Annotated in this window: 31 protein-coding genes; 14 read left to right on the top strand and 17 right to left on the bottom strand. The window is 62.0% G+C overall.

The annotated features are described in order from the left end of the window. Nucleotides 1-53 precede the first annotated feature (53 nt). Both serA and FD715_RS12090 read right to left on the bottom strand, forming a co-directional pair. Complete coding sequence (gene serA / locus FD715_RS12085; RefSeq protein WP_147109919.1) at nt 54-1646, bottom strand: phosphoglycerate dehydrogenase; 1593 nt, start codon at nt 1644-1646, stop codon at nt 54-56. A 129-nt stretch (nt 1647-1775) separates the two neighbouring features. Continuing rightward, complete coding sequence (locus FD715_RS12090) at nt 1776-2930, bottom strand: phosphoserine transaminase (protein WP_147109922.1); 1155 nt, start codon at nt 2928-2930, stop codon at nt 1776-1778. A gap of 160 nt (nt 2931-3090) precedes the next feature. Here FD715_RS12090 and serB point away from each other — a divergent pair, with 160 nt between their 5' ends. Next, on the top strand, nt 3091-3969 hold the full coding sequence (gene serB, locus FD715_RS12095) for a phosphoserine phosphatase SerB (protein WP_147109924.1): 879 nt from the start codon (nt 3091-3093) through the stop codon (nt 3967-3969). A 94-nt stretch (nt 3970-4063) separates the two neighbouring features. Here the strand turns inward: serB and FD715_RS12100 are convergent, their stop codons facing one another. Beyond that, complete coding sequence (locus FD715_RS12100) at nt 4064-5056, bottom strand: asparaginase (protein ID WP_147109926.1); 993 nt, start codon at nt 5054-5056, stop codon at nt 4064-4066. Nucleotides 5057-5232: 176 nt separating this feature from the next. On the opposite strand from FD715_RS12100, the gene FD715_RS12105 reads away from it, so the two are divergent. The 5 genes from FD715_RS12105 (at nt 5233) to FD715_RS12125 (ending at nt 8634) form a co-directional block, all read left to right on the top strand. Beyond that, on the top strand, nt 5233-5763 hold the full coding sequence (locus FD715_RS12105) for an invasion associated locus B family protein (RefSeq protein ID WP_147109928.1): 531 nt from the start codon (nt 5233-5235) through the stop codon (nt 5761-5763). 138 nt (nt 5764-5901) lie between these two features. After that, the gene (locus FD715_RS12110) at nt 5902-6471 is read left to right on the top strand and encodes a carboxymuconolactone decarboxylase family protein (protein WP_147109929.1); all 570 of its coding nucleotides are present in this window, start codon (nt 5902-5904) and stop codon (nt 6469-6471) included. 198 nt (nt 6472-6669) lie between these two features. Then, entirely contained in the window at nt 6670-7845 is a 1176-nt protein-coding gene (gene rlmN, locus FD715_RS12115; protein WP_147109931.1) for a 23S rRNA (adenine(2503)-C(2))-methyltransferase RlmN, read from the top strand. A 92-nt stretch (nt 7846-7937) separates the two neighbouring features. Beyond that, on the top strand, nt 7938-8297 hold the full coding sequence (locus FD715_RS12120) for a hypothetical protein (protein ID WP_147109933.1): 360 nt from the start codon (nt 7938-7940) through the stop codon (nt 8295-8297). Between the two features lie 124 nt (nt 8298-8421). After that, entirely contained in the window at nt 8422-8634 is a 213-nt protein-coding gene (locus FD715_RS12125; RefSeq protein WP_039685897.1) for a hypothetical protein, read from the top strand. Here the strand turns inward: FD715_RS12125 and FD715_RS12130 are convergent, their stop codons facing one another. From FD715_RS12130 to FD715_RS12140, 3 genes are all read right to left on the bottom strand, one after another. Beyond that, complete coding sequence (locus FD715_RS12130; protein WP_147109935.1) at nt 8635-8994, bottom strand: phage holin family protein; 360 nt, start codon at nt 8992-8994, stop codon at nt 8635-8637. It lies immediately after the preceding gene. Beyond that, nucleotides 8994-9347 carry a YqjD family protein gene (locus tag FD715_RS12135; RefSeq protein WP_147109937.1) on the bottom strand — a complete coding sequence of 118 codons (354 nt, stop codon included), beginning with the start codon at nt 9345-9347 and terminating at the stop codon, nt 8994-8996. The genes FD715_RS12130 and FD715_RS12135 overlap by 1 nt, the downstream gene beginning before the upstream one ends. A gap of 64 nt (nt 9348-9411) precedes the next feature. Then, entirely contained in the window at nt 9412-10254 is an 843-nt protein-coding gene (locus tag FD715_RS12140; protein WP_147109939.1) for a TIGR00730 family Rossman fold protein, read from the bottom strand. Between the two features lie 118 nt (nt 10255-10372). Between FD715_RS12140 and dapD the strand changes: the two genes are divergently transcribed. From dapD to FD715_RS12155, 3 genes are all read left to right on the top strand, one after another. Beyond that, a complete protein-coding gene (dapD, locus tag FD715_RS12145) occupies nt 10373-11200 on the top strand; it encodes a 2,3,4,5-tetrahydropyridine-2,6-dicarboxylate N-succinyltransferase (protein WP_039684991.1) in 828 nt (275 codons plus the stop codon). 60 nt (nt 11201-11260) lie between these two features. After that, complete coding sequence (locus FD715_RS12150; protein ID WP_147109941.1) at nt 11261-11512, top strand: GlsB/YeaQ/YmgE family stress response membrane protein; 252 nt, start codon at nt 11261-11263, stop codon at nt 11510-11512. Nucleotides 11513-11574: 62 nt separating this feature from the next. Next, nucleotides 11575-11925 carry a hypothetical protein gene (locus tag FD715_RS12155; protein WP_147109943.1) on the top strand — a complete coding sequence of 117 codons (351 nt, stop codon included), beginning with the start codon at nt 11575-11577 and terminating at the stop codon, nt 11923-11925. Here the strand turns inward: FD715_RS12155 and FD715_RS12160 are convergent. Then, nucleotides 11922-12548 (bottom strand): class I SAM-dependent methyltransferase, encoded by a 627-nt coding sequence (locus FD715_RS12160; protein ID WP_147109945.1) that lies wholly within the window; start codon nt 12546-12548, stop codon nt 11922-11924. The two genes, FD715_RS12155 and FD715_RS12160, sit on opposite strands and share 4 nt — an antisense overlap. Before the next feature lie 75 nt (nt 12549-12623). Here FD715_RS12160 and FD715_RS12165 point away from each other — a divergent pair, with 75 nt between their 5' ends. Together FD715_RS12165 and FD715_RS12170 are read left to right on the top strand one after the other, a co-directional pair. After that, on the top strand, nt 12624-13478 hold the full coding sequence (locus FD715_RS12165) for an SDR family oxidoreductase (protein WP_147109947.1): 855 nt from the start codon (nt 12624-12626) through the stop codon (nt 13476-13478). Next, nucleotides 13475-14068, top strand: a complete 594-nt coding sequence (locus tag FD715_RS12170) for an exopolysaccharide biosynthesis protein (RefSeq protein WP_147109949.1) — start codon at nt 13475-13477, stop codon at nt 14066-14068. Before FD715_RS12165 ends, FD715_RS12170 begins: the two co-directional genes overlap by 4 nt. Here FD715_RS12170 and FD715_RS12175 read toward each other — a convergent pair. The 7 genes from FD715_RS12175 to FD715_RS12205 all read right to left on the bottom strand — a co-directional run bounded on the left by FD715_RS12175 (nt 14053) and on the right by FD715_RS12205 (nt 20025). Continuing rightward, on the bottom strand, nt 14053-14712 hold the full coding sequence (locus FD715_RS12175; protein ID WP_147109951.1) for a hypothetical protein: 660 nt from the start codon (nt 14710-14712) through the stop codon (nt 14053-14055). The genes FD715_RS12170 and FD715_RS12175 overlap by 16 nt on opposite strands. Nucleotides 14713-14773: 61 nt before the next feature. Beyond that, a complete protein-coding gene (gene dxs, locus FD715_RS12180) occupies nt 14774-16702 on the bottom strand; it encodes a 1-deoxy-D-xylulose-5-phosphate synthase (RefSeq protein WP_147109952.1) in 1929 nt (642 codons plus the stop codon). 10 nt (nt 16703-16712) lie between these two features. Continuing rightward, entirely contained in the window at nt 16713-17579 is an 867-nt protein-coding gene (locus tag FD715_RS12185) for a polyprenyl synthetase family protein (protein WP_147109954.1), read from the bottom strand. Between the two features lie 3 nt (nt 17580-17582). Further along, entirely contained in the window at nt 17583-17825 is a 243-nt protein-coding gene (locus FD715_RS12190) for an exodeoxyribonuclease VII small subunit (protein WP_147109956.1), read from the bottom strand. Then, nucleotides 17822-18760: a histone deacetylase family protein gene (locus FD715_RS12195; protein ID WP_147109959.1), complete on the bottom strand. Its 939-nt coding sequence runs from the start codon at nt 18758-18760 to the stop codon at nt 17822-17824. The genes FD715_RS12190 and FD715_RS12195 overlap by 4 nt, the downstream gene beginning before the upstream one ends. 54 nt (nt 18761-18814) lie before the next feature. Then, nucleotides 18815-19516 (bottom strand): response regulator, encoded by a 702-nt coding sequence (locus FD715_RS12200; RefSeq protein ID WP_039684975.1) that lies wholly within the window; start codon nt 19514-19516, stop codon nt 18815-18817. Beyond that, nucleotides 19513-20025, bottom strand: a complete 513-nt coding sequence (locus FD715_RS12205; RefSeq protein ID WP_147109961.1) for a MarR family winged helix-turn-helix transcriptional regulator — start codon at nt 20023-20025, stop codon at nt 19513-19515. The genes FD715_RS12200 and FD715_RS12205 overlap by 4 nt, the downstream gene beginning before the upstream one ends. 151 nt (nt 20026-20176) lie before the next feature. Between FD715_RS12205 and FD715_RS12210 the strand changes: the two genes are divergently transcribed. Together FD715_RS12210 and FD715_RS12215 are read left to right on the top strand one after the other, a co-directional pair. After that, nucleotides 20177-21043: a branched-chain amino acid aminotransferase gene (locus FD715_RS12210; protein WP_147109963.1), complete on the top strand. Its 867-nt coding sequence runs from the start codon at nt 20177-20179 to the stop codon at nt 21041-21043. 1 nt (nt 21044) lies between these two features. Continuing rightward, nucleotides 21045-21386 (top strand): nuclear transport factor 2 family protein, encoded by a 342-nt coding sequence (locus FD715_RS12215; RefSeq protein WP_147109965.1) that lies wholly within the window; start codon nt 21045-21047, stop codon nt 21384-21386. On the opposite strand, the gene FD715_RS12220 is transcribed toward FD715_RS12215, so the two are convergent. Beyond that, complete coding sequence (locus FD715_RS12220) at nt 21383-22324, bottom strand: DMT family transporter (protein WP_147109967.1); 942 nt, start codon at nt 22322-22324, stop codon at nt 21383-21385. The two genes, FD715_RS12215 and FD715_RS12220, sit on opposite strands and share 4 nt — an antisense overlap. A gap of 43 nt (nt 22325-22367) precedes the next feature. Continuing rightward, nucleotides 22368-22760 carry a DM13 domain-containing protein gene (locus FD715_RS12225; protein ID WP_147109969.1) on the bottom strand — a complete coding sequence of 131 codons (393 nt, stop codon included), beginning with the start codon at nt 22758-22760 and terminating at the stop codon, nt 22368-22370. A 137-nt stretch (nt 22761-22897) separates the two neighbouring features. Here FD715_RS12225 and FD715_RS12230 point away from each other — a divergent pair, with 137 nt between their 5' ends. Continuing rightward, a complete protein-coding gene (locus FD715_RS12230; protein WP_147109971.1) occupies nt 22898-23479 on the top strand; it encodes a TetR/AcrR family transcriptional regulator in 582 nt (193 codons plus the stop codon). Here the strand turns inward: FD715_RS12230 and aroC are convergent. Further along, a complete protein-coding gene (gene aroC / locus FD715_RS12235) occupies nt 23476-24576 on the bottom strand; it encodes a chorismate synthase (RefSeq protein WP_147109973.1) in 1101 nt (366 codons plus the stop codon). The genes FD715_RS12230 and aroC overlap by 4 nt on opposite strands. Nucleotides 24577-24619 lie beyond the last annotated feature (43 nt).

Consider the following 24619-nt stretch of genomic DNA (forward strand, 5'->3'; position numbering starts at 1 on the left):
TTTAGTTCAGTTCGGTGACAATCGTAAGGCGGAGCTATCCTCCGCCCTGCTCCTCACGCGACGTCGAATTCGAGCGGTTTGACCTGCGTGAATTGCCCGGTCCCTTCGAGTGTTTTCAGCACGTCAGCGGGGATGGGTTCGTCGACATAGAGCAGCGCGATGGCTTCGCCGCCGATGGCAGCGCGTCCCAGGGTAAAGTTCGCGATGTTCACGCCGTTATGCCCCATTGTATTGCCCAAGAGGCCGATGACGCCTGGCACATCTTCGTTCGTGGTGTAGAGCATGTTGGCCCCGATCTCGGCGTCGATGTTGATGCCCTTGATCTGGATGAAGCGGGGTTTGCCGTCGGAGAAGACCGTGCCCGCGACCGAGCGTTCGCGTTTGTCGGTGACGACTGTGACCTTGATGTAGCCCTCGAACGCGCCGGACTGGTCCTGGTTCGTGGTCGAGATCTGGATACCGCGTTCCTTCGCAATGACGGGGGCGGAGACCATGTTCACGTCCGGGTTGGCCCGCTTCATGATGCCCGCGACCACGCCGCAGTTGAGCGCGTCGAGGTTCATTTCGGAAACGACACCGTCATAGAGGATGTTGATCGCCTTGATCGGTTCATCCGTCATCTGGCCTGTGAAGCTGCCCAAATGTCCGGCGAGCTTGACCCAGGGGCCCATGACCTTGGCCTCTTCCGCGGTGACGGAGGGCATGTTGAGCGCGTTTTCGACGGCGCCTGTGAGCAGGTAGTTGGCCATCTGCTCGGCCACTTGCAGGGCGACGTTTTCCTGCGCTTCGGTTGTGGCAGCACCGAGGTGGGGCGTGACGACGACGTTGGGCAGGTTGAAGAGGGCGTTTTCCTTGGCGGGTTCTTCGGCGAAGACGTCGAAGGCTGCGCCTGCGACGTGGCCGGATTTGAGCGCTTCGGCCAGCGCCTCTTCGTCCACGAGGCCGCCGCGGGCGCAGTTGATGATCCGCACGCCGGGTTTCATCATGGCGATTTTCTCGGCCGTGATCATGTTGGCGGTCTGCTCGGTCTTGGGGACGTGCAGGGTGATGAAGTCAGCGCGTTTGATCAGGTCGTCGAGTTCAACCTTTTCCACGCCCATTTTCGCGGCCTTTTCCTCGCCCAGGAAGGGGTCGTAGGCGAGGACTTTCATTTTCAGGCCACGCGCGCGGTCGCAGACAATGCCGCCGATGTTGCCCGCGCCGATGACGCCAAGGGTCTTGCCTGTCAGCTCGGTGCCCATGAATTTGGACTTTTCCCATTTGCCTGCGTGGGTGGATTCCGAGGCTTCGGGGATCTGGCGAGCGACGGCGAACATCATGGCGATGGCGTGCTCAGCGGTCGTGATCATATTGCCGAAGGGCGTGTTCATGACGATCACGCCCTTTTTGCTGGCGGCGTCCTTGTCGATGTTATCGGTGCCGATGCCTGCGCGGCCGATGACTTTGAGGTTGTCGGCGTGTTTCAGGATCGTCGGCGTGACCTTGGTCGCAGAGCGGATGGCGAGGCCGTCATATTGGCCGATGACCTCGGCCAGCTTGTCCTTGTCCTTGCCGAGATCGGGTTCGAAGTCGACCTCGATCCCGCGGTCGCGGAAGATCTGGACGGCGGCGTCGGAGAGTTTGTCGGAGATGAGAACTTTGGGCATTGTATTGTCCTTGGGCGGGTGGTGCGCAGTAAATGCGACCCTATGATTTGGTGAGTAGGGGAAGCGTTTTTGGGGCTTTGCCCCCGGCGCTGCGCGCCTCCCCCAGGATTTTTTGAAACAGGGAAAGGGTCAGGCCGCTTCTGTTTGGGCTGCGATTTCGGTCTCGAAGGCGTGGGCCAGCCAGGGCAGCATTGCTTCGATGTCTGATGTTTCGACTGTGCCGCCGCACCAGATGCGCAGGCCCGGAGGGGCGTCGCGGTAAGCGCCGATGTCGAGCGCCACGTTTTCATCCGCGAGCCGTTTGGCGATGGCCTTGGCGAAGGCGGCGCCGTCCGTGATCCGGTCGTCGGTGAACTTTAGGCAGACGGAAGTGGTCGAGCGCGTTGCAGGATCAACGGCGAGGTTGTCGATCCAGTCGTTTGCGTCGCAGAAGTCGAAAACTGCTTGGGCGTTGGCCTCGGCGCGGGCGATCAGCCCTTGCAGGCCGCCGACCTCACGCGCCCATTTCAGCGAGAACAGGTAGTCTTCGACCGCGAGCATGGAGGGGGTGTTGATGGTCGCGCCTTCGAAGATGCCGTCGATCAGCTTGCCGCCTTTGGTCAGGCGGAAGACTTTGGGGAGCGGCCATGGGGGCGTGTAGTTTTCCAGCCGTTCTACCGCGCGGGGGCTGAGGATCAGCATGCCGTGGGCTGCTTCGCCGCCCAGCACTTTTTGCCAGCTGAACGTGGTGACATCCAACTTGTCCCAGGGCAGGTCCATGGCGAAGGCCGCGGAGGTTGCGTCACAGAGGGTTAGCCCTGCGCGGTCTGCGGGGATCGCGTCACCATTTGCCATGCGGACGCCGGACGTGGTGCCGTTCCAGGTGAAGCAGACATCGTGGTCATAGTTCAGGGCGGCCATGTCCACGATCTGACCGTAGTCGGCGGTGTGGACGGTGTGTTCGATTTTCAGTTGCTTGGCCACATCGGTGACCCAGCCTGCGCCGAAGGATTCCCAGGCGACCATTTCAGCGTGGCGTTCGCCCAGCAGGGACCACATCGCCATCTCGTAGGCGCCGGTGTCGGAGGCGGGCACGATGCCGATCTTGTAGTCGGCGGGGACGCCGAGGATGTCGCGCGTTTCCTCGATCGCCTGCTTGAGCTTGGATTTGCCCTCGGCGGCACGGTGCGAGCGGCCAAGGGGCGCGTCGGAGAGTGCGGCAAGAGTATGGGTGGGGGGTTTGGCACAGGGGCCAGACGAAAAACGCGGATTTGCCGGCCGCGTGACCGGAGCAGTAGTAGCCATCTGATGTTATCCTTGCAGATATGCGCCCTTCGTTGGGGAAGGGTGTCCCACCGCTGCGTTTATGGAGGTCTGTGGGGTGGTGCAACCGGGAATCCGGAGCTATAGCGCCGTTTGACCATTTATTTGCGACATCTGCGTCGCGTATCGGAAACGGACCCTCATGTTTGTTTGTACCCTGTTGACGGATTCCTCCAAGCCGTCGCTCGACCCTGCCCTGATCGACAATCTGCGCAATGCGTGGGGGGGTGGTGATGCGCAGTGGTTGGCCGTGGACGAGGCGGCGTCATTTTCGCTTGAGGTGATGCCGGACAATCGGTGGGAGGTTTGGGCCGAGCTGCAAGGCTTGGGTGTTGATCTGGTCATCCTGCCCATGGAGGGCCGCCGGAAGAAGATGCTGCTGGCCGATATGGACAGCACCATGATCCAGCAGGAGTGCATTGATGAACTGGCCGATGTGGCCGGTGTGGGCGATCGGGTGAAGGACATCACGGCCCGCGCCATGAACGGTGAGCTGGATTTCGAGGAGGCGATCCGCGAGCGCGTTGGGTTGTTGAAGAACCTGCCCGAGGCGGTGATCGGGCAGGTGCTGGAGGAGCGGATTACCCTGATGCCCGGCGGGCCGGTCTTGTTGGCGACGATGAAGGCGCATGGGGCTTATGCGGCCTTGGTGTCCGGTGGCTTTACCGCCTTTACCTCTGCCGTGGCGGGCAAGCTTGGGTTTGATGAGAATCGGGCCAATACGCTTTTGGCTGAGGGTGGTGTGCTGACGGGTGAGGTTGGCATGCCGATCCTTGGGCAGCAGGCCAAGGTGGATGCCTTGGAAGAGATCACGGCGCGGTTGGGTATTGCCGAGGCGGATGTGCTGGCCGTAGGCGACGGGGCCAATGATTTGGGCATGTTGGGGCGCGCGGGAATGGGTGTCGCCTTGCACGCGAAACCGGCTGTTGCCGCGCAATGTGACGTGCGGGTGAATTTCGGGGATTTGACGGCACTGTTGTACCTGCAGGGCTATGCGCGGTCTGAATTTGTGAGCGTGTAAGGGGGGCTCTGCCCCCGGCGCTGTGCGCCTCCCCCGTCGTATTTTCAGTCAGAAGAAACGGGGGTGTTTCGCGTAAGGGGGATCTTGATCCGCGTTAGAGGAGTGCGGGGGCGGCGCGGAGGTGGCCTGTTTCGAGGCCGTCCCAGTTTTTGATGGGTGCGCTGGTGTAGGCCAGCGCCTCGGGGTGGTTGGGGTCGAGTGCGCCGAGCCGGACGAGGATTTGTGCGATGGCGCATTCGGCGGCGCGGGTGCCGCCATCGGTGATCTTGAGTGCCACACCCATGCGCTGTTCGGGCAGGATGGCGATGAAGAACGCTTCGGCCCCTGTTTTGATCGCGACCTTGCCGTTCATGGCGCGCATGAGGCGGGTGCAGGCGCGCCCCTCGCCTGCGACGAGATCGGGGTGGGCCGTCATTGCGTTGCGCAGTTGGTCTTCGGCGCTGTCGGGGGCGGCGGCGGCGAAGTGGGCCATGGCGCGGGCCATGCCGTGTAGGGTGCAGGCGAAATTGGGGGCGGAGCAGCCGTCGATGCCGTAGCCGGGGGAGGTTTCATTTGTCACCCGTTCGAAGGCTTCGAGACAGGCGTTTTGCACCGGGTGATCGGGGTCTACGTAATCGGGGCCCGCGCCGAGGTGTTTGGCGAGCGTCAGGAAGCCGGTGTGCTTGCCGGAGCAGTTGTTGTGGATGCGGCAGGGGCTTTCGTCCCCCTTGATCATTGCCGTGCGCAGGTCGGGGTCGCGGGATTCCTGCGGGCCGCATTTGAAGTCGTGGTCTTCTTTGCCGATGGCGGAGAGCCATGCGCCGACCTTGTTTACATGGACGGGTGCGCCCTGGTGCGAGGCGCAGGCGAGGGCGAGGTGTTCGGGTGTAAGGTTGTGGGCAGCGGCTGCGCCGCTTGTCAGGAGGGGCAGGGCCTGGATCATTTTGGAGGACGACCGGGGCAGGACGACGGTGCCGGGTTCGCCCCACGCTTCGACGATCTGGCCGGTGTCGTCGCAGATGACCGCGTGGCCCTGATGTGCGCTTTCCAGGAAGGGGCCGCGCCAGATTTCGGCCAGGGTGACTGCGCCATGTGCCGGATGTGTCATCTTTTCCCTCACAACTTGGCGATTTCCCGCCAATTCATCTTTCCTGCGTCGCGCCTTTCGCGCTAATGTGCGACTTGTCGAGAAGAAAGACCGCTCTTGCAAGAGAATGCGCCGAAAATGGTGCACCCGGGGACGGTTCAGGTATTGAGGTTTCGAACAGCTTGGAGGCTGTGGCTATGGCATTTACGAAGACGATCATTGGAGCGGTCGGCGCGCTTTCGCTTATGGCGGGTGCTGCTCTTGCGCAAGATCAAAGCACGAACCGGGTGGCGGCCAAGACCGACTGGAGCGTGTTCGTCGAGGATAATCCAACGGAATGCTGGGGTGTTGCGACGCCCAAGGAGGTGGTGAACACCCGCGAAGGGCGCGTCGTAGCGGCGACTCGTGGTCAGATCCTGCTGATGGTGTTTTATCGCCCAAGTGCAGAAGCCAAGGGACAAGTTGCCTTTACCGGTGGCTATCCCTTCCGGTCGGGATCGACGGTCAACGTGAATATTGGCGGCACCGAGTTTGAGTTGTTCACCGAGGGTGAATGGGCTTGGCCTGCGACACCTGCGGACGACGCCAAGATCGTCACCGCCATGAAGCGCGGCGCCAATGCCGTGGTCACAGGTGTTTCGAGCCGTGGGACGACGACGACGGACACGTTCTCGCTGCTGGGCTTTACGGCGGCGGTCGAGGATGCCGAGGCGCGCTGCGGCGGGTAACGCTGCCGTCATTGCAAGTCACAAACGTGAGAAGGACTGTGCAGGTATGCACGGCCCTTTGGTGCATTTGCGCAGTTTGGAACCTTTTGGTCCATTACTAGGTGGTGTGGGGTCACAAACCCGAAAAAGGAATTCGTTATGGTCACCACCACTGTTCATACTGTCGATACCGCCCCTGAGTCCTCGAAACCACTGCTTGAGAATGTGATTAAGGCCTTTGGCTGGTTGCCCAGCCTGCATGGCGTCATGGCGGAAAGCCCCGGTCTGCTGGAGGGCTATCAGCACCTGCACCGGCTGGCGATCGAGGGAACAGCCTTTACCCCCGAAGAGCGGACGGTGGTTTGGATGACGGTGAATGTCGCCAACCAGTGTCACTATTGTGTGCCCGCCCATACCGGCCTCGCGAAGATGGAGAAGATTGACGACGCCGTTGTGAATGCGTTGCGGGACGAGACGCCCTTGCCCGCGAAACTGGAAGCACTGCGGACCTTTACCCTTGCCATCCGTGACAGTCATGGGCGTCCTGGAGCGGACGCCATCGCGGCCTTTGAGGCGGCGGGATATGACGAGCGCGCGATCCTCGACACCGTTCTGATCTATGCACAGAAGGTGATTTCGAACTTTACCAATGCGTTGTTCGAGACGCCGACCGAAGCGGCCTTTGCCCCGTTCGCGTGGGAGCCAAAGGGCAAGGTAGCGGCGGAGTGATCCAGATGTGCGCCTGACGGCGCGCGCGATTCATTTTTGCTGATGAGGGGCTGTCTGCCCCTCAAACTCCCCGAAGGTATTTTTAGCCAGAAGAAGGGCAGTGGTTTTGGCCGCTGCTCTTTTCGTTTTGGGCGAATCCTTTTGATTGTTGGTTGGTTTCCTATATAGGGGCGCATCACCCTATTTATGGATACCGCTATGGCTGATGCGCCGATCACGCAGGATGTTTTGACGATCCCCCGGAAACTGCCGGAGGGGCCTGTGAACCTTGTGGGTCTGACCCGCCCGCAGTTGCGGGAGGTTTTGGTGGCCCACGGCACGCCGGAGAAGCAGGCGAAGATGCGGGTGGGGCAGATCTGGCAGTGGATTTACCAATGGGGTGTGCGTGACTTTGATGCGATGACGAACCTGTCGAAAGTGTATCGCGCCGAGTTGGCCGAGAAGTTTGTCATCGAGATCCCCGAGGTGGTGTCGAAGCAGGTGAGTGTCGATGGCACCCGCAAGTGGTTGGTGCGCATTGCTGGGGGGCACGAGGTTGAGGTTGTTTATATCCCCGAGGAGGATCGGGGGACGTTGTGTGTGTCGTCTCAGGTCGGGTGCACGCTGACTTGTTCGTTCTGTCATACCGGCACACAGAAGCTGGTGCGCAACCTGACTGCGGCGGAGATTGTTGGTCAGGTGATGATGGCGCGCGATGATCTGGACGAGTGGCCCGTGCCCGGTGCGCCGAAGGATGAGACGCGGCTGCTTTCCAACATCGTGCTGATGGGGATGGGCGAGCCGCTTTATAATTTCGAGAACGTGCGCGATGCGATGAAGATCTGCATGGATGAGGAGGGCATTCAGCTCAGCCGTCGGCGGATCACGTTGAGCACTTCGGGCGTTGTGCCGGAGATTGAGCGGACGGCGAATGAGATTGGCTGTCAGCTTGCTGTGTCTTTCCACGCCACGACCGACGACGTCCGCAACACGTTGGTGCCGATCAACAAGCGGTGGAACATCGAGGCGCTGTTGGAGGCGTTGAAAGCCTATCCGCGCGGTCGTAATTCGGAGCGGATCACCTTTGAATATGTGATGCTGGATGGGGTGAATGATACCGACGCCGATGCGCACCGGTTGGTGGAATTGCTGGAGGGCATTCCGGCCAAGGTGAACCTGATCCCGTTCAACGAGTGGCCCGGTGCGCCCTACAAGCGGTCGTCGAACAACCGGATCCGCGCCTTTGCCAACATCATCTATCAGGCGGGCTATGCCTCACCCATCCGGACGCCACGGGGTGAGGATATTCTGGCCGCCTGCGGGCAGTTGAAGTCGGCGACTGAGCGCGCGCGCAAGAGCCGCAAGGAGATTGCGGCGGAGGCTGGGCTGAACTGAGCCGCCATACTGCTTTTTGCAAAAAGGCTTTGCCCTGACGGTCGGAGCCTGTAGCTTTCTCGTATTGTGTTACGACATTCTTGGAAGCTGATATGATGACTTTTTTCAAACGTATTGCCATTGCATTTATTCTGATCTTGCCGACGACCGTGGCGGCACAAGAGTTCAAGTGGATCCAGACCGAGGCGGAGTTCAGGACCCTCGTTGTGGGTAAGAAGATGTGGTTCAACAGCGACAATTTTACCATCAAGTCCAACGGTTCATTGACTGGCAATTTTGGCGGCAAGCGTTTGCAAGGCGCGTGGGCCTGGCGTGACCAGTATTGGTGCCGGACCTTGACCACGCATTCGAAGAATACGGACTGCCAGAAGTGGGAAACGGATGGCACGACCTTTCGCGTTACGCGGAGCCGTGGCACTGGAAAGTCCTTTGACTATTCACTGAAACGGTAGGATTGTTTCTACCTACCCGTGCAACTGTTCGCGAAATCGTCACAATCTTTTCCTGTTTGCGCACCAATAGCGCCACGGTGCCCTGACATGACAGGCTCAGGGAAAAGGAAATGGAGTGATGATTATGTCCGTGTTTTTTGGAAATGACCCGTTTGTCGAAGCGCAGGTGCTGGACCTGGTGAGCCGTGAACGCAGCCAGGCGCTGTCGCGCCGCGAGTGGAAGCACCGCTTGGCCGGGTACGGCTATTCTATCCGCGAGACGGCGACAGGCGATGTGGTTGAGACGCTGCCGCACCGAGTGGCTGTGTGCACATTGCCGGCCGAGATGGCCGCCTGACTACCCGTTGCTTCCGGGTTTGGCTGCGTGACGTGCCGCCATGCCTTGCTGCAGTCCGTCTAAGAAGGCGAGCATGACTGGCGTCATTGCGGACGCAGAAGGTGAGGCTTGCGCCGTTGCAACAGCGGGTGGTGTTGGAGCCTTGCCAGCGCGCGACAGGCCGACAAAGACCAGTCCGATCCCGGAAAAACCGCCGCCGATGATCAGGCAGGCCGTGATCGGATCGGTTTGCGTCAGCAGATACATGAAAAGGGCCGCGGTCAGGAAGCCGACCCCGGCCAGAAGGCAGACGCCCCCCAGACCCCCGAGCGCGGCGCGTTGGGCGGTCTGAGCGACGTTATGCTTGATCTGCGCCAGCATTATGCGCGGCGCGTCGCCAGAAGACCGATCAGGAAGCCAACGCTTGCTGCGATCCCCACGGCCATGGCGGGCTGCTGGCGAATAGCATCTTCCGTTTTGGCATACCCATCTTCGGCCGCCGTGCGCACCGATGCGCCCATTTCCTGCGCGCGCAGTTGCGCGAGCGTTGCCTGATCAGCGGCGGTCTGTTTGACCTTGTCGGCCATGCCTGCTGCGTTCGCCTTGGCCCCTTCGGCCTTTTGCGAGGCGACGTCGCCCATCAGGGCCGTCAGCGCTGCGATGTCGGATTTGATCACTTCGATCTGCGCTGCCACGTCGGATGTGTCAGCCTTGCCGTTTTTTCCCTGTGCCATTGTTCCCTCCGGTTCAGTTGCTGTTCGGGGGGACAACGGGTAAGGGCGGCAAGGGTTCCGAAATTTATCTGCCGGGTACCTCGCCGCGTTTGCCAGTAGGCCCCCAGGTGTTGATCACTTCGATGGCTTCCTGTGCCGTGTCGACGAAGCGGAAGAGGTCGAGATCGTCGGCGGAGATAGTGCCCGCGTCCGACAGCGCATCCCAGTTGATGATCTTGTCCCAGAAGGCGCGGCCGAAGAGGAGAAAGGGCACACGCTCCATCCGGCCCGTCTGGATCAGGGTGAGGGATTCGAAAAGCTCGTCCAGCGTGCCGAAGCCGCCGGGGAAGACGCAGATGGCGCGGGCGCGCATCAGGAAGTGCATCTTGCGGATGGCGAAGTAGTGGAAGTTGAAGCAGAGGTCAGGCGTGACATAGGCGTTGGGCGCCTGTTCGAACGGCAGCACGATGTTGAGCCCGATGGAGCGGCCACCGGCATCGACGGCGCCACGGTTGCCCGCCTCCATCACACCGGGGCCGCCGCCGGTGACGATGACGTTTTCGGTGCCGCCCGTCTCCATGGACGTGAGTGTCATGAGCCGCGCGAATTCGCGTGCTTCGTCGTAGAAGGACGACAGGTCAGCGAGGGTTTGGGTGCGCGCCTCACCCTTGTTTTCCGGGTCGGGGATGCGGGCGCCGCCGAAGAGGACAATCGTGCTTTCGACGCCCTGTTCGTTCATCATCATCTCGGGCTTGAGCAATTCGAGCTGCAGCCGCACGGGGCGCAGTTCGTCCCGGCACAGGAATTCGTCATCGGCAAAGGCCAGACCGTAGGCGGGCGAGCGTGTCTGTGGTGTATCGGGCGCGCCTTCGACGGCCTTGCGGTCGGTATAGGCATCGCGGAACGGGCTGCGGTGGTCGTCTTTCATCACATACTCTCCTGTCGGACCCTACAGGCCTAACGTGCCGGGCGCGCCTTGCCCAGATATGATTGCAAGGCCCTGCGGATTGTTGTCTAAGCGCCGCGATCAATGAGGGGAGACCGCCATGTCCAACGCACAGCTTGAAACCGCCATCGAAGCCGCGTGGGACGCGCGGGATACCATCACGCCCGCCACCACCGGTGAGACCCGTGAGGCGATCGAGGACACGCTCAACGCGCTGGACAGCGGCAGTCTGCGCGTGGCGGAGAAGCAGGGCGATGGCAGCTGGCATGTGAACCAGTGGGCGAAGAAAGCCGTGCTGCTGGGGTTCCGTATCAAGGACATGGAACAGCAGGATGGCGGCCCGCAAGGCGGCGGCTGGTGGGACAAGGTCGACAGCAAGTTCAAGGGTTGGGGTGATAACCAGTGGCAGGCTGCCGGTTTCCGTGCCGTGCCGAATTGTGTCGTGCGCAAGTCCGCGTTTATTGCGCCGGGCGTGGTGTTGATGCCGTCTTTTGTGAACCTTGGCGCTTACGTGGACGAAGGCACCATGGTGGATACATGGGCGACCGTCGGGTCCTGCGCGCAGATCGGCAAGAATGTGCACCTGTCGGGTGGCGTGGGCATTGGCGGCGTACTTGAGCCCATGCAGGCTGGGCCGACCATTATCGAGGACAACTGCTTTATCGGGGCGCGGTCCGAGGTGGTTGAGGGCTGTATCGTCCGCGAAGGGTCTGTCCTGGGCATGGGGGTGTTCATCGGCCAGTCAACCAAGATCGTGGATCGTGAGACGGGCGAGGTCATGTATGGCGAAGTGCCGAGCGGCTCGGTTGTCGTGGCAGGGTCGATGCCGTCGAAGAACGGTGTGAACCTGTATTGCGCTGTGATCGTGAAGCGCGTCGATGAAAAGACCCGGTCCAAGACGTCGATCAACGAGTTGTTGCGCGACTGATTGGAACGAACAGTCCCGGTCATATGTTGTCTGTGCAGGTTGGCACATGGGAGATGACCTATGACTGGACTGGGTTGGTTTGCGGCGATCATCGTGGGCGCTTTGGCTGGCTGGATCGCCGAAAAGATCATGAAGACGGATCACTCGCTGCTGTTGAACATCGTGCTGGGGATCCTTGGCGCTGTGGTGTTCAACGCGATTTTGACCTTTGTGTTCGGGTCCACGCTGGGCGGTTGGATTGGGCAACTGGTAGCTGGGATCGTGGGGGCGTGTATCCTGATCTCCCTTGGGCGCGCGGTGCGCAGCGCCTAACGCTTTCGCCTTGATGTGAATTGGGCTAGGGCTGTCGCAATCAAATTGCGGCGGCCCTATTCATGTCCGAGACCAAGAAATCCAAACCGAAGCCCGCGTCGCGGCAGCAAGTGTTTACCCTGCTTGTGCAGATCGGGCGCAAGGCCGGGGATGGGTTGCCGGATGGGGCGACCGGTGCCGCGCTGATGTGCTTTGCGTCCGGCGTGGACGAGGCGGAGGCGGTGCGTGAGACCGTTGCGCTGTTGAAACAGGCCGATACCGCACCGCTGGATGTGACTGGCTATGGCACCCTGGATGAGCGGTTGGCCGAGGGGCATGAGATTGATGGCGAGGAGCGGGCGCTGATGCAGCGTGCGCTGGATGAAAACGCGGTGATCGTGGCGCAGGTGACGCCGTTTTTCGACAAGGACTAAGCGCGTCGGAAGGCGACGAGGAGGGCAGTGTCCTTGGCATGATCACCTGTGGCTGAGGGGCCGTAGATGGCGACTTCGGTCGTGGTGAGGTCGTCGATATCAGTCTCTAACTGGGTCAATTCGCCCTCGAACCCCAAGGCGGCGTAGTGCTTTGCATTCACCGATATCACGATGCGGCCACCCGGCCTGACCGCTGCCAATACCGGTTTGATCCCGTCCGGTCCAACATGCCCGTTGGTGAAGGTGCCGGAGCTAACGGCCCCTTGATACAGGCCATGGGGCGTCGCCAACCCGTCAAAGAGGTTTTCGACACGGGTTGTGCGGTAGATGTCCTTGGTCTTCGCGACCTCCAGCATGTCGGCGGAGATGTCGGTGCCGTCGATGTCCTCGATCCCGCGGGCGCGCAGGGCGCCGCCGCACAGACCTGTGCCTGCGCCGACATCCAATACCGGGCCGAAACCGCCGATATTCACGAAGTGACGGGCCACTGCTTCGGGCAGGATATAGTCACTGTTGCGGGCGAAATCGCTGTCGTAGCTGTCGGCCCATGCGGCGTAGAGCTGTTTTGAATCCTCGGGCGTTTCGAGGGCATAGGCGGCGTCGAGGGAGGGGTCTTTGGCCATGTTGCGATTAGGCGATGCCGTGCCAAGCTTGGCAAGGGGCTTGTGCATGGTCCTTAGGCGCGCCACCTATGCAGGATGACGAAGACACTTCTTTCCTTTGGTCACGGTTATTCCGCCAAGGCGCTGACCAAGCTGTTGCTTCCACAGGGTTGGAACGTGATTGGCACGACCCGCACGGCGGAGAAGGCCGAGGCGTTGAAAGCCACAGGTGTGGAGCCGCTGATCTTTCCCGGTGATGACATGGGCGCTGCGATTGATGCGGCGACGCATGTGCTGATCTCGGCGGGACCAGATGCGGAGGGTGATCCGGTTTTGCGCGAAGTCGGTGATCAGATCGCGGCGCGCGCTGGGCAGTTTGAGTGGGTTGGATACCTGTCCACCACCGGGGTTTATGGTGATCATGGTGGCGATTGGGTGGATGAGGACACGCCGCTTGTCCCGTCCACGCGACGCGGGCAGTGGCGGAAGGATGCGGAGGCCGCATGGGCCGTCATTCCGGGTCTGCCGCTGCATATCTTTCGGTTGGCGGGCATCTATGGGCCGGGGCGAGGTCCCTTTGCCAAAGTGCGCAATGGTACCGCGCGGCGGATCATCAAGCCGAACCAAGTGTTTTCGCGCATTCATGTAGAGGACATTGCGCAGATCGTGGCCGCCTCCATCGTGGAGCCTGCGCCTGGCACGGCCTACAATGTGTGTGATGACTATGCCGCGCCGCCGGAGGACGTGATTGAACATGCCGCGCATCTGCTGGGCCTGCCTATTCCACCCGCCGAGGATTTCGAGACGGCCGATATGACGCCTATGGCGCGCAGTTTTTATGCCGAGAGCAAGCGGGTCCGGAACGATCGCATCAAGGATGCGTTGGGTGTGGAGTTGATCTATCCCACCTACAAGGAAGGGCTGGCGGCCTTGCTGCAGCACCCGGAATGACGCCCGACGACAAGCGCACGCTGAACCACCTGCTGGATGCGCTGGACGGGGCCGGAGAGGGCGAGAACGTGTCCGTGCAGGACATTCTCGATAAGATTGGCGAGCGGTCGATCATGCCCGCCGTGCTGGTTGTGTCGATCCTGCTGGTTTCGCCGCTGTCGGGCATTCCGGGTATGCCGACCTTGTCCGCCATCATACTGTGGCTGCTGGTCGGGCAGGCGCTGGCCGGGCGCAAGCATCTGTGGCTGCCCGGTTTTCTGAGCCGCCGGCGCGTGGGGCGGGGAAAGCTGCAGGCTGCGGTCCGTTGGCTGCGCCGCCCGGCCGGGTGGTTTGACCGGCATTCGCATCCGCGCCTGCGCATTCTGGCGTTGAACCCGCTGCGGCAGGTGGCGCTTCTGATGTGCATGGTGATCCCGGTCAGCTGGCCGTTTCTGGAACTGGTGCCGTTCTTTACGTCCTTTGGTGCGGGTGCCGTGGCGCTGCTGGCGTTCGGTCTGGTGACGCGCGACGGGTACTTTCTGATCGCCGGGTATTTGGTGTCGCTAGGGATGCTTTATGCTGTTCTGACGCTGGTTCAGGCGGCGACCTGACGGGGCCAGAGGCGGTAGAGCACGGCGCCGATCACGCCGAAGGCCGCGAGCAGGCCCAGCGCTGTGGCCCCGTTGATGCCGTAGAACATGGCGCGGTCGGCCCATTCCATCGAGTTGAGGAAGGGGTAAGGCAGGCCGCTTGTCACGTCACCGACGGGTTTGGTGTTGAACCGTTGGACGAAGAGTTCGGCCCAGGCCACGTAAGCGGCGATGATGGCGATCAGGGGCAGGGCCGCGCGCCAGACGCGGCGGAAGACCTTGCCGATGAAGAGCGCGTCGATGATCTGGAGCGCGGGGCCGAGCGCGTGCAGGTAGTATTCGAGCCACCAGACGATGGGACCGCCGCCATTCACCAGAGACGGGTCGGTGAAGTAGAGCCGCCAGTAGAGAAACACGACCATCACGTTCAGCACGGCAGCGCACATCGCTGTCACCTCGTGCTGCCGCGTGATCCGGTGTTCGCTGAGCGCGAGCATCCGACTGGCGGCGAAGAAGGACAGAAACAGCGCCCAGATGGTGAGATAGCGGAAGGGGCCGCCCGGTCCGGTCCATTGCCCGCCGATCATCTGGTAGAGGCAGTAGCCCGCCGCCAGAAGGAACACGATCCAGCGGTAGATCAGGATGGGGCGGCTGTGAATGTCCATGTTTCGGGCTCTTCGAAATGTGACCCTAACACTGGCCGATGTGGCGCGGATGGCGCAAGGATTACGCGCGTGCTTCGCCGATTGACGTAACGCCAAGGACGTTCAGCACCTTGGCCTCGATCTGTTCGGCGTTCATGCCTGCGACGGCGTACATGTCGGCGGGGCTGGCCTGGTCGATGAAGATGTCGGGCAGGACCATGGAACGGTACTTGAACCCGGCGTCGAACACGCCTTCCTCGGCCAGAAGCTGGGCGACGTGGCTGCCAAAGCCCCCCACTGCGCCCTCTTCAACGGTGATCAGCGCCTCGTGATCCGCAGCCAGTTGCAGGATCAGGTCGCGGTCGAGCGGTTTGGCAAAGCGGGCGTCGGCGATGGTGGGGGTGATCCCCTTGGCGGCGAGGTTTTCGGCGGCTTTCTGTACCTCTTCCAGACGTGTGCCGAAGGAGAGGAGGGCGACGCCCTTACCTTCTTGGATCATGCGCCCCTTGCCGATCTCAAGCGGTTCTCCGCGTTCCGGCATGTCGACGCCGGTGCCTTCGCCCCGTGGGAAGCGGAAGGCGATGGGGCCTTCATTATGTGCGGCGGCGGTGGCGACCATGTGGGCCAGTTCCGCCTCGTCCGCCGCGGCCATGACGGTGAAGCCGGGCAGGTTCGACAGGTAGGCGACGTCGAAGGCACCGGCGTGTGTGGCGCCGTCGGCGCCCACGAGGCCCGCGCGGTCGATGGCGAAGCGGACGGGCAGGCGTTGGATAGCGACGTCGTGGACGACCTGGTCGTAGCCGCGCTGCAAGAAGGTGGAGTACATCGCGCAGAACGGCTTCATCCCGCCAGCCGCAAGGGCGGCGGAGAAGGTGACGCCGTGTTGTTCGGCGATGCCCACGTCAAAGCAGCGGCTCGGGTAGCGTTCGGCAAAGAGGTTCAGGCCGGTGCCGTCCGGCATGGCGGCGGTGACGGCACAGATCTTGTCGTCCGCCTCGGCCTGCTTGATCAGGTGTTGGGCGAAGACCGAGGTGTAGCTGGGCGCGTTGCTGGGTGCCTTTTTCTGTTTGCCGGTGACGACGTCGAACTTGGCGGTGGCGTGGCCCTTGTCGCGGGCGGTTTCTGCGGGTGCGTAGCCTTTGCCCTTTTTCGTCAGAACATGGATCAGGATCGGCCCGGTGGCGCGGTCGTGGACGGTGCGCAGGACCGGCAGAAGCTGATCCAGGTCGTGCCCGTCGATCGGGCCGACATAGCTGAACCCGAGTTCCTCGAAGAGCGTGCCGCCGACGGCCATGCCCTTGAGCATGTCCTTGGCCCGCTTGGCCCCTTCGCGGAAGGGTTCGGGGAGCAGGCTGACGGCGCCCTTGGCGGCTGCCTTGAGGTCCTGGAACGGGTTCTGGGCGTAGAGCCGCGAGAGGTAGGACGACATCGCACCCACGGGCGGAGCGATGGACATTTCGTTGTCGTTGAGGATGACGAAGAGCCGTTTGCCGAGGTGGCCCGCGTTGTTCATCGCCTCGTAGGCCATGCCTGCGCTCATCGACCCGTCGCCGATCACCGCGATGGCGTCGCCGGAGCCCTCGGGGGGCTGGCCACCAAGATCGCGCGCCACGGCGAAGCCGAGGGCGGCGCTGATCGAGGTGGAGGAGTGGGCCGCGCCGAAGGGGTCGTAGGGTGATTCAGAGCGTTTGGTGAAGCCGCTCAGCCCGTCCTTCATCCGCAGGGTGCGGATGCGGTCGCGGCGTTCTGTGAGGATCTTGTGGGGGTAGCATTGGTGGCCCACGTCCCACACCAGCTTGTCGCGGGGCGTGTCGAAGATGGCGTGGATCGCTACGGTCAACTCGACCACGCCAAGACCTGCGCCGAGATGACCGCCGGTTACGGACACCGCCGACACCGTTTCGGCCCGCAATTCGTCAGCCAATTGGCGTAGCTGTGCGTCGGAGAACCGTTTGAGGTCGGCGGGCCGTTGAACGGTGTCCAGAAGCGGGGTGTTTGGCTGGTCTGACATCTGTCTGTCTCTAGCTGTTGCGGGTCACGACGAAGCGGGCTGCGTCCCGCAGCGCGTCAGCGTCCGCTTGATATACATGTAAGGCGTCACACGCTTCGGTCACGAGTTCGTTCGCGCGGCGTTTCGCCTCGTCCAGTCCGAGGAGCGAGACGAAGGTGGCCTTGCCTGCATCCGCATCCTTGCCCGTGGCCTTGCCCATAGTCGCCGCATCGCTGGTCACATCCAGCACATCGTCGGCAATCTGGAAGGCGAGGCCGAGGGCGCGAGCGTAGGTTTGCAACGGAGTGATGTCAGCCTGTGCCATGCGCGCGCCTGCGGTGGCGGACCATTCGATCAGGGCGCCCGTTTTGCCCCTTTGTAGAGCCGTTATTTCGTCGAGGGTCAGGGGCGCGTCTGCCGTTTCCGCGGCGATGTCGAGGGCCTGGCCCAGCACCATGCCTTGGGCACCAGACGCCTTTGCCAGCGACATGGCGAGGTCGGCGCGCACGTCGCCATTACCGGCGTCGGGATGGGCGCAGAGTTCGAAGGCAAGGGTTTGCAGGGCGTCACCGGCCAGCACCGCGGTTGCCTCGTCCCATTTGATGTGAACGGTTGGCTCACCCCGCCGCAGATCGTCGTCATCCATGCAGGGCAGGTCGTCGTGGACGAGGGAATAGGCGTGCAGGGCTTCGATGCCGGTGGCGGGCCAAATGGCCTTGTTAGGGTCTATTCCATGCAGCCGGGCGCTTTCGAGCACGAGGAAGCCACGCAGCCTTTTGCCGCCATTGGTCGCGTGGGCCATCGCCTGCACCACGGGCACCGGATCGAGTGCACCAAGCACGGTATCGAACTGCGCCTGAATGGCGGCAGCCGCGTCACTCAGCCTTTGGCGGAACATGGATCAGAGGCCTTCGACCGGTTTCAGCCCCGTGGGGTTGCCGTCGGAATCAGTGGTGATGGCGGCGACCTTTTCCTCGGCCTCGCGCAGCTTAGTCTCGCACCGTTTCTTGAGCAGCGCGCCGCGTTCGTAGAGTTTGATCGAGTCGTCCAGCGCCACGTCGCCCCGTTCCAACTGGCCCAGCACCTGTTCCAGTTCGGCCATCGCTTCTTCGAAGCTCATTTCGTCTACGGGGCGGTCGGTCATTGGGAGGCCTTCATCAGCGATTGGACGTGGGCGCGGGCGCAGGCCGCCAGCGCGTCCAGATCATAGCCCCCTTCCAGCACCGACACCACCCGGCCTTTGCACAGGGTTTGTGCAGCTTGCGTGAGCATGTCGGTGAGGCGGGTGTAGGTGTCTGCCGTCCAGTTGAGTTGCGCGAGCGGGTCGTCCTGATGCGCGTCGAAACCGGCGGAGATCAGGATGAGTTCGGGCTGGTGGTTGATCAAAGCCGGGATCACCTGGCGTTCATATTGGGCGATGGCGTGGTTGCCGTCGGTGTGAGGTGCCAGCGGGATGTTCAGAACGGTGCCGTGGGGACCGCGATCAGACGCCTCGCCCGTGCCGGGCCAAAGCGGCATTTGCTGCGAGGTGACGACGAGCGCGCGGGGGTCGTCTTGCAGCAGCGCTTGGGTACCGTTGCCGTGGTGGACGTCGAAATCAACGATTGCCACCCGTTCAAGCCCATGCACTTCGAGCGCATGTTTGGCGGCGATGGCGACGTTGCCGAAGATGCAAAAGCCCATGGGTAGAGACTGTTCTGCATGGTGCCCGGGCGGGCGCATGGCGACGAAGGCGTTTTGCACTTCTTCGTCCAGCACCATGTCGACCGCTTTGACCGCGCCACCCGCTGCGCGCCAGACGGCGTTGTAGGAGGTGGGCGAAAGGAAGGTTTCGGCGTCGGTTTCTCGGTCGAGACCGGCGAACCCATCGGTGGGCACCTTGGACCGGACAAAGTCGATGTAGTCCTGTGGATGGCAGAGCGCGATGGAGGCATCATCGGCGAGCGGCGGATCGACGCGGATCAGGTCGAGATCGGCCAGCGCCCGTTGGATATAGTCGAGCCGCGCCACTTGTTCGGGCATGCCGGGGGGTGTGACGTGCAAGAGGCCGTCCGCGTGGGTCAGCAGGGCTGTTGCCATCGTGATGCTCCGTCTTGAGGTGTCGGGTTGGGCGGATTGGAATCCGCCTTACGATTAGTCCGGCGCCAGCATGTAGCCCGCGCCGCGCACGGTTTGCAGGTAGCGGGGCTGTTTCGGGTTGCTCTCGATCTTGCGCCGCAGCCGCGTGATCTGCACGTCCACGGCCCGTTCCTGCGCTTGGCCCCTGTCGCGGCCGAGGTCTTCGACCAGTTTGGCGCGGCTGATGGCCTCGCCGGGTTTGGCGGAGAAGATCTTCATCAGCTGCATTTCGGTGGCGGTCAGGCGCACGAGGTCTTCGCCCTGCCACATCTCGCCCCGTTCCATGTCGTAGCGGATGGGGCCGAGGGTGAGGATTTTGGGCGCGGCCTCCTCGGGTGCCACGTCGGGCACACGGCGCAGGATGGCGTTGATGCGCAGCAGAAGTTCCTTGGGCTCGAACGGTTTGGGCAGGTAGTCGTCCGCGCCTGCTTCCAGCCCTTCGATCCGGTTGCCGGTCTCGCCCTTGGCGGTGAGCAGCAAGATGGGAGTGGCGTGCGTTTCACGCAAGCTACGACAGAGGCTCAGCCCGTCTTCGCCTGGCATCATCACGTCCAGCACGATCAGGTCGAAATCGAGGCCCGCCAACACCCGCCGCGCATGGGCGGCATCGCGGGCGGCGGTCACAAGGAACCCGTTCCGCATCAGGAATTTCTGTAAAAGGCTCCGAATTCGTTCATCGTCGTCGACGATCAGCAAGTGGGCGTCAAAGTCACTCATGCACCGCTCTCCTTCAGTCTTTGATAGGTGCGATGCATTTCTGTGTCCATCATTGCCTCAAGCACGGTGCGGAAGCCCGCCACTGCTTCGGGCCCTGCGTCGCGGAATGCCGTACGCATCCGTGCGCGCTGGGCGTCGGACAGACGGGTTTCCAATGCGTGGCCGTCTTCGGTCAGAAACAGGTGACGTTCCCGTTTGTCCGAAGTGCCGACGCGACTTTCGACAAGGCCGTCCTCGATCAACGTGCGCAGGACGCGGTTGAGCGACTGTTTGGTCACGCCCAGGATGTTCAGGAGATTGTTGACGGTTGTGCCCGGCGCGCGGTTGATGAAGTGGATGGCGCGGTGGTGCGCCCGGCCATAGGCCATGTCGGACAGGATGCGGTCCGGATCAGCGGTAAAGCCGCGATAGGCAAAGAACATCGCCTCGATCCCCTGCCGCAACTGTTCGTCAGTCAGGAAAAGAAGGTTCTCTCCACCTCTGGTCGTGGTTGCCCGTCCGTCGTCCATAACCGCCCTCGCTCACGCGCCGTCTTTTGTTGCAGTTTAAGTCAGCCTTGTTGACATTCCAAGGGCGAAGCGATATCGAATCGCAGGTTTTGCGCAACTTTATGACCACATCGGTCCTACTTGCGCAATAAATGTAAATCGGGAGGATGCCATGGCTGGCTACGATGATCGCGACGGACAAATCTGGATGGACGGCCAAATGGTCGACTGGCGTCAGGCGAATGTCCACATTCTGAGCCACGCCATGCACTATGCCTCCTCCGTATTCGAGGGTGAACGGGCGTATAATGGCAAGATCTTCCTCAGCCGTGAGCATTCGGAGCGGTTGCATTTTTCCGCCGGTGAGCTGGATTTCCAGATCCCCTACACCGTGGACGAGATTGAAGCGGCCAAACAGCAGGTCCTGACCGCCAACGGTCTGACCGACGCCTATGTCCGTGCGGTGGCGTGGCGTGGTGCGGGTGAGGACATGGGTGTCTCTTCCGCCCGCAACCCGGTCCACCTGGCCATCGCGGCGTGGGAATGGGGCAGCTACTATGGCGACGCCAAGTACAAGGGAGCGAAGATCGACATTTCCAAATGGAAGCGCCCGTCGCCCGAGACGATCCCTGTGCACGCCAAGGCGGCCGGTCTTTACATGATCTGCACCACGTCCAAGCATGCGGCAGAGGCCAAGGGCTGTTCCGACGCGCTGTTCATGGACTATCGCGGTTATGTGGCCGAGTGCACTGGGGCCAACATCTTCTTCGTCAAGGATGGCGAGGTGCACACGCCGAAGGCGGATGTGTTCCTGAACGGTTTGACGCGCCAGACAGTGATTGGTCGGCTGCAGGACAAACAGATCAAAGTGCACGAGCGGGTGATCATGCCGGACGAGCTGGAGAGCTTTGAACAGTGCTGGCTGACCGGTACCGCAGCTGAGGTCACGCCGGTGGGTCAAATAGGCGACTACAACTTCGAGGTCGGTGCCCTGTGCCGCGACGTGGCTGAGGATTACGAGCAACTGGTGCGCGCCTAGCATGGACTACGACGCCTTCGCCATCGAGTGGGAGGCGGCGTGGAATTCCCACGATCTGGACCGCATCCTCGCGCATTATGCCGAGGATGTTGTGTTCCGTTCGCAAAAGGCGATGCGGCTTGTCGGGCATGGCGAATTGCGCGGCAAAGCGGCGTTGCGTGACTACTGGGCGCGCGCTTTGGAGGCGCAGCCGGATCTGTCTTTTGTCGTGGTCGATGTGCTGCACGGCCACGGCATGATGGTCATCACCTATCGCAATCACCGGGATGTGCTGGCGGCGGAGACGTTGCGCTTTGGGCCGGATGGTTTGGTGGTCGAAGCGTCGGCTTGCCATAAGCCCTAGCCTTTGGGGTCAGTCACTGCGCGTGCACGGCTTCTGCCGCCGCCCAATTGCCGTTCGCGCCAGATGATGATCACGCCGCCCAGCACGACCAGCGTGGCGCCGAACACTGTTTCGGTCGTCGGCAGTTCTGCAAAGATGACGTACCCGATCAAAGCGGCGAAGATCAGGGACGTGTAGTCGAACGGCGCCAGCATGGAGGCTGCGCCAAAGCGGTAGCTTGCGGTGACCAGGATTTGCGCGATCCCTCCGATCAGGCCTGCGCTGACCAGGAGGATGATGTCTGTGGTCGTGGGCACGATCCAGCCGAAAGGCAGGCTGAGAAGGCTAAGCACCGTCGCCGTTACCGAGAAGTAGAAAACGATGGCCGCCGTGTGCTCGGTCTTGACCAGCGTTCGGATGTGTATCTGTACCAGCGCCCGCAAAATGGATGCCCCGAGCACCATGAGCGCACCTATCGTGCCCGCCGTTCCGACCGTTGCCACATCCACCGACAGGCGCGGCCACATCACGATCATCACGCCCACAAGGCCAAGCGCCACGGCACTGATCCGGAACAACCGCACCTTTTCCCCCAGCATGATTGCAGCCAGGATGACCGTGAACATGGGCGTCGCGTAGCCAATGGCTGTTACCTCAGGCAGTGGCAACAATGCGAGGCCCGCAAAGGTGAGCGCCATGGCCGACGTCCCGAACAGGCCGCGCCAGATGTGACCTGTCAGGTTGTTGGGTGTGAGTGCCTCGCGCATTTCTCCGGCGCGCCAGATCCAGCCGATGATGATCGGCAGGGCAAAGAAGGACCGGAAGAAAACCGCCTGTCCCGAGGGGACGTTTTGTGTCGCTGCCTTGATCATGGCCGCCATGACCATGAACAGGAACACCGCCACAAGCTTGAGGCCGATGGCGGTGCCGGGTTTGTTCTGGGTTGTGGGGGCTTTCATTTCCCCCAATCCTTGTCGGGTCGGGGGAGGAATGGCAAGCCGATCAGTTCAGTTTGGCGACGCCGAGCGGAACACTGAACTTTTCGCACCAGATATAGACTTCGTTGAAGTCGGAGACGTCGACACCGGCAGGGATGACGAAGGATTGTGCACCGGTCAGGCTGCCCAGAAGGCCGGAGTCCGTATCACCGTTGTACTTGCCGTCTTTGCCGAGGCCCACGCGTGGGTCGGGCGCGCCGTCGAGGCTGAAGTCGGCTCCCAGCACGATCGTGTGGCTGCCGTCGGCGTTCTTGATCACATCTACGGCGCCGGTGGTGATGTGGTCGGATGCGCCGGTGAACGTGCCGCTTGCAACAGTGTCAGCAGACGCGGGGCCGGTTGCAAAGCCGATGACAATGGCGAGGGTCAGAGCGATGGATTTGATGAGGTTGAGCATTGGGGTCTCCGTTGTAAACTAATTGGTTCCTAATTCGGAGATAGCAAAAGGGACCGACTGGTACAAAACACGAAGCCGTGAGTTCTGGACTATATGGTTCCAAACGCTATATTAAGGGTGAGAGCTGAGGACATCACATGGCCAGACCACGATCATTCGACACGGACGACGCGCTTGAAAAGGCGATGCACGTCTTTTGGCAACACGGGTACGAGGGGGCGTCGCTGCCGGACCTGCTGGACGGTATGGGCCTGACGCGCGGCAGTCTCTACAAAGCGTTCACCGACAAGAAGACGCTTTTTATGCAGGTCTTGCAGCGTTACGAGAAACAAGCTGTGCAGGCCGGTGTGGCGATGCTGAACGACCCGTCTGTTCCAAATGGTGCCGAGCGGATCATGGCGATGTTCCAAGGCTCGTATCAGAATGTGGTTAACGGCGACGACCGTGGCTGCCTGCTATGTACCGCTGCGGCGGGCCCGAGTTCCTATGATGACGAGATTGCCAAGGCCGTGTCTGACGGTTTGGGCGCGCTGCGTGATGGGATCTACACGGCGCTGGGCGCATCACCCAAGCACGCCACGCTGAACCCGGCAGAGCGCGGCGCCCTCGCCGATATGATCATCGCCCAGTATGTCGGGTTGCGCACCATGGCGCGGGCGCGGATCGACCACGAGACTTTGCACAACATCGTGCGCTCTGTGGGCGTGATGCTGGCCTAGCCAATCTTGCCCCGGACGCCGCCGGTCTGGCCGCGGTCGAGCAGCAGGTGATCGAGGATCACGCAGGCCATCATCGCCTCGCCCACGGGCACGGCGCGGATGCCGACGCAGGGGTCGTGGCGGCCCTTGGTGATGATCTCGGTCTCTTCGCCCGATTTGGTGATCGTCTTGCGGGTTTGCAGGATGGATGAGGTTGGCTTGACCGCAAAGCGGACAACGATGTCCTGTCCCGTCGAGATGCCGCCGAGGATTCCGCCTGCGTGGTTCGAGGAGTATTCCGGCCCGTCAGGCCTCATTGTGATCTCGTCAGCGTTGAGTTCCCCGGTCAGCATCGCGGCTGACATGCCCTCGCCAATCTCGACCCCTTTAACCGCGTTGATGGACATCATGCCGGCAGCCAGATCAGTGTCTAACTTGCCATAAACCGGCGCGCCGAGGCCCGCAGGCACGTTTCGCGCTACGACCTCAATCACAGCGCCGACGCTGGAGCCGGATTTGCGCAAACCGTCGAGGTAATCCGCCCACATCTCGGCTGCTTGGGCGTCAGGCACCCAGAACGGGTTCTGGTCAATCTGGCCCCAGTCGAACTGGTCGCGATCAATCTCGTGCGCGCCCATGCGGGTCATGTAGCCTTTGATTTCGATCCCCGGCACCAGCTTGTCTAACGCCGCGCGTGCCAAGCCACCCGCCGCAACCCGTGCTGCCGTTTCGCGGGCCGAGGACCGGCCACCGCCGCGATAGTCGCGGATGCCGTATTTCTGCCAATAGGTGATGTCGGCGTGGCCGGGACGGAATTTCTCGGCAATGTCGCCATAATCCTTGGACCGCTGGTCGGTGTTCCCGATCATCAGTTGGACAGGGGTGCCGGTCGTCTGCCCCTCGAACACACCCGACAGTATCTTCACCTCATCGGGTTCGCGCCGCTGCGTCGTGTATTTGTTCTGACCGGGTTTGCGCTTGTCGAGCCATTGCTGCAGCATTGCCTCGTCCACTTCGATCCCTGGAGGGCACCCGTCAACGGTGGCCCCAAGCCCGGGGCCGTGGCTTTCGCCCCATGTGGTCACACGGAAAAGATGGCCAAAACTGTTGATCGACATGTGTGCGCTCCTTTGCCGGACCCGTCTAGCGGCGGGCCTTACA

The organism is Tateyamaria sp. syn59, assembly GCF_007995245.1.
Taxonomy (GTDB): domain Bacteria; phylum Pseudomonadota; class Alphaproteobacteria; order Rhodobacterales; family Rhodobacteraceae; genus Tateyamaria.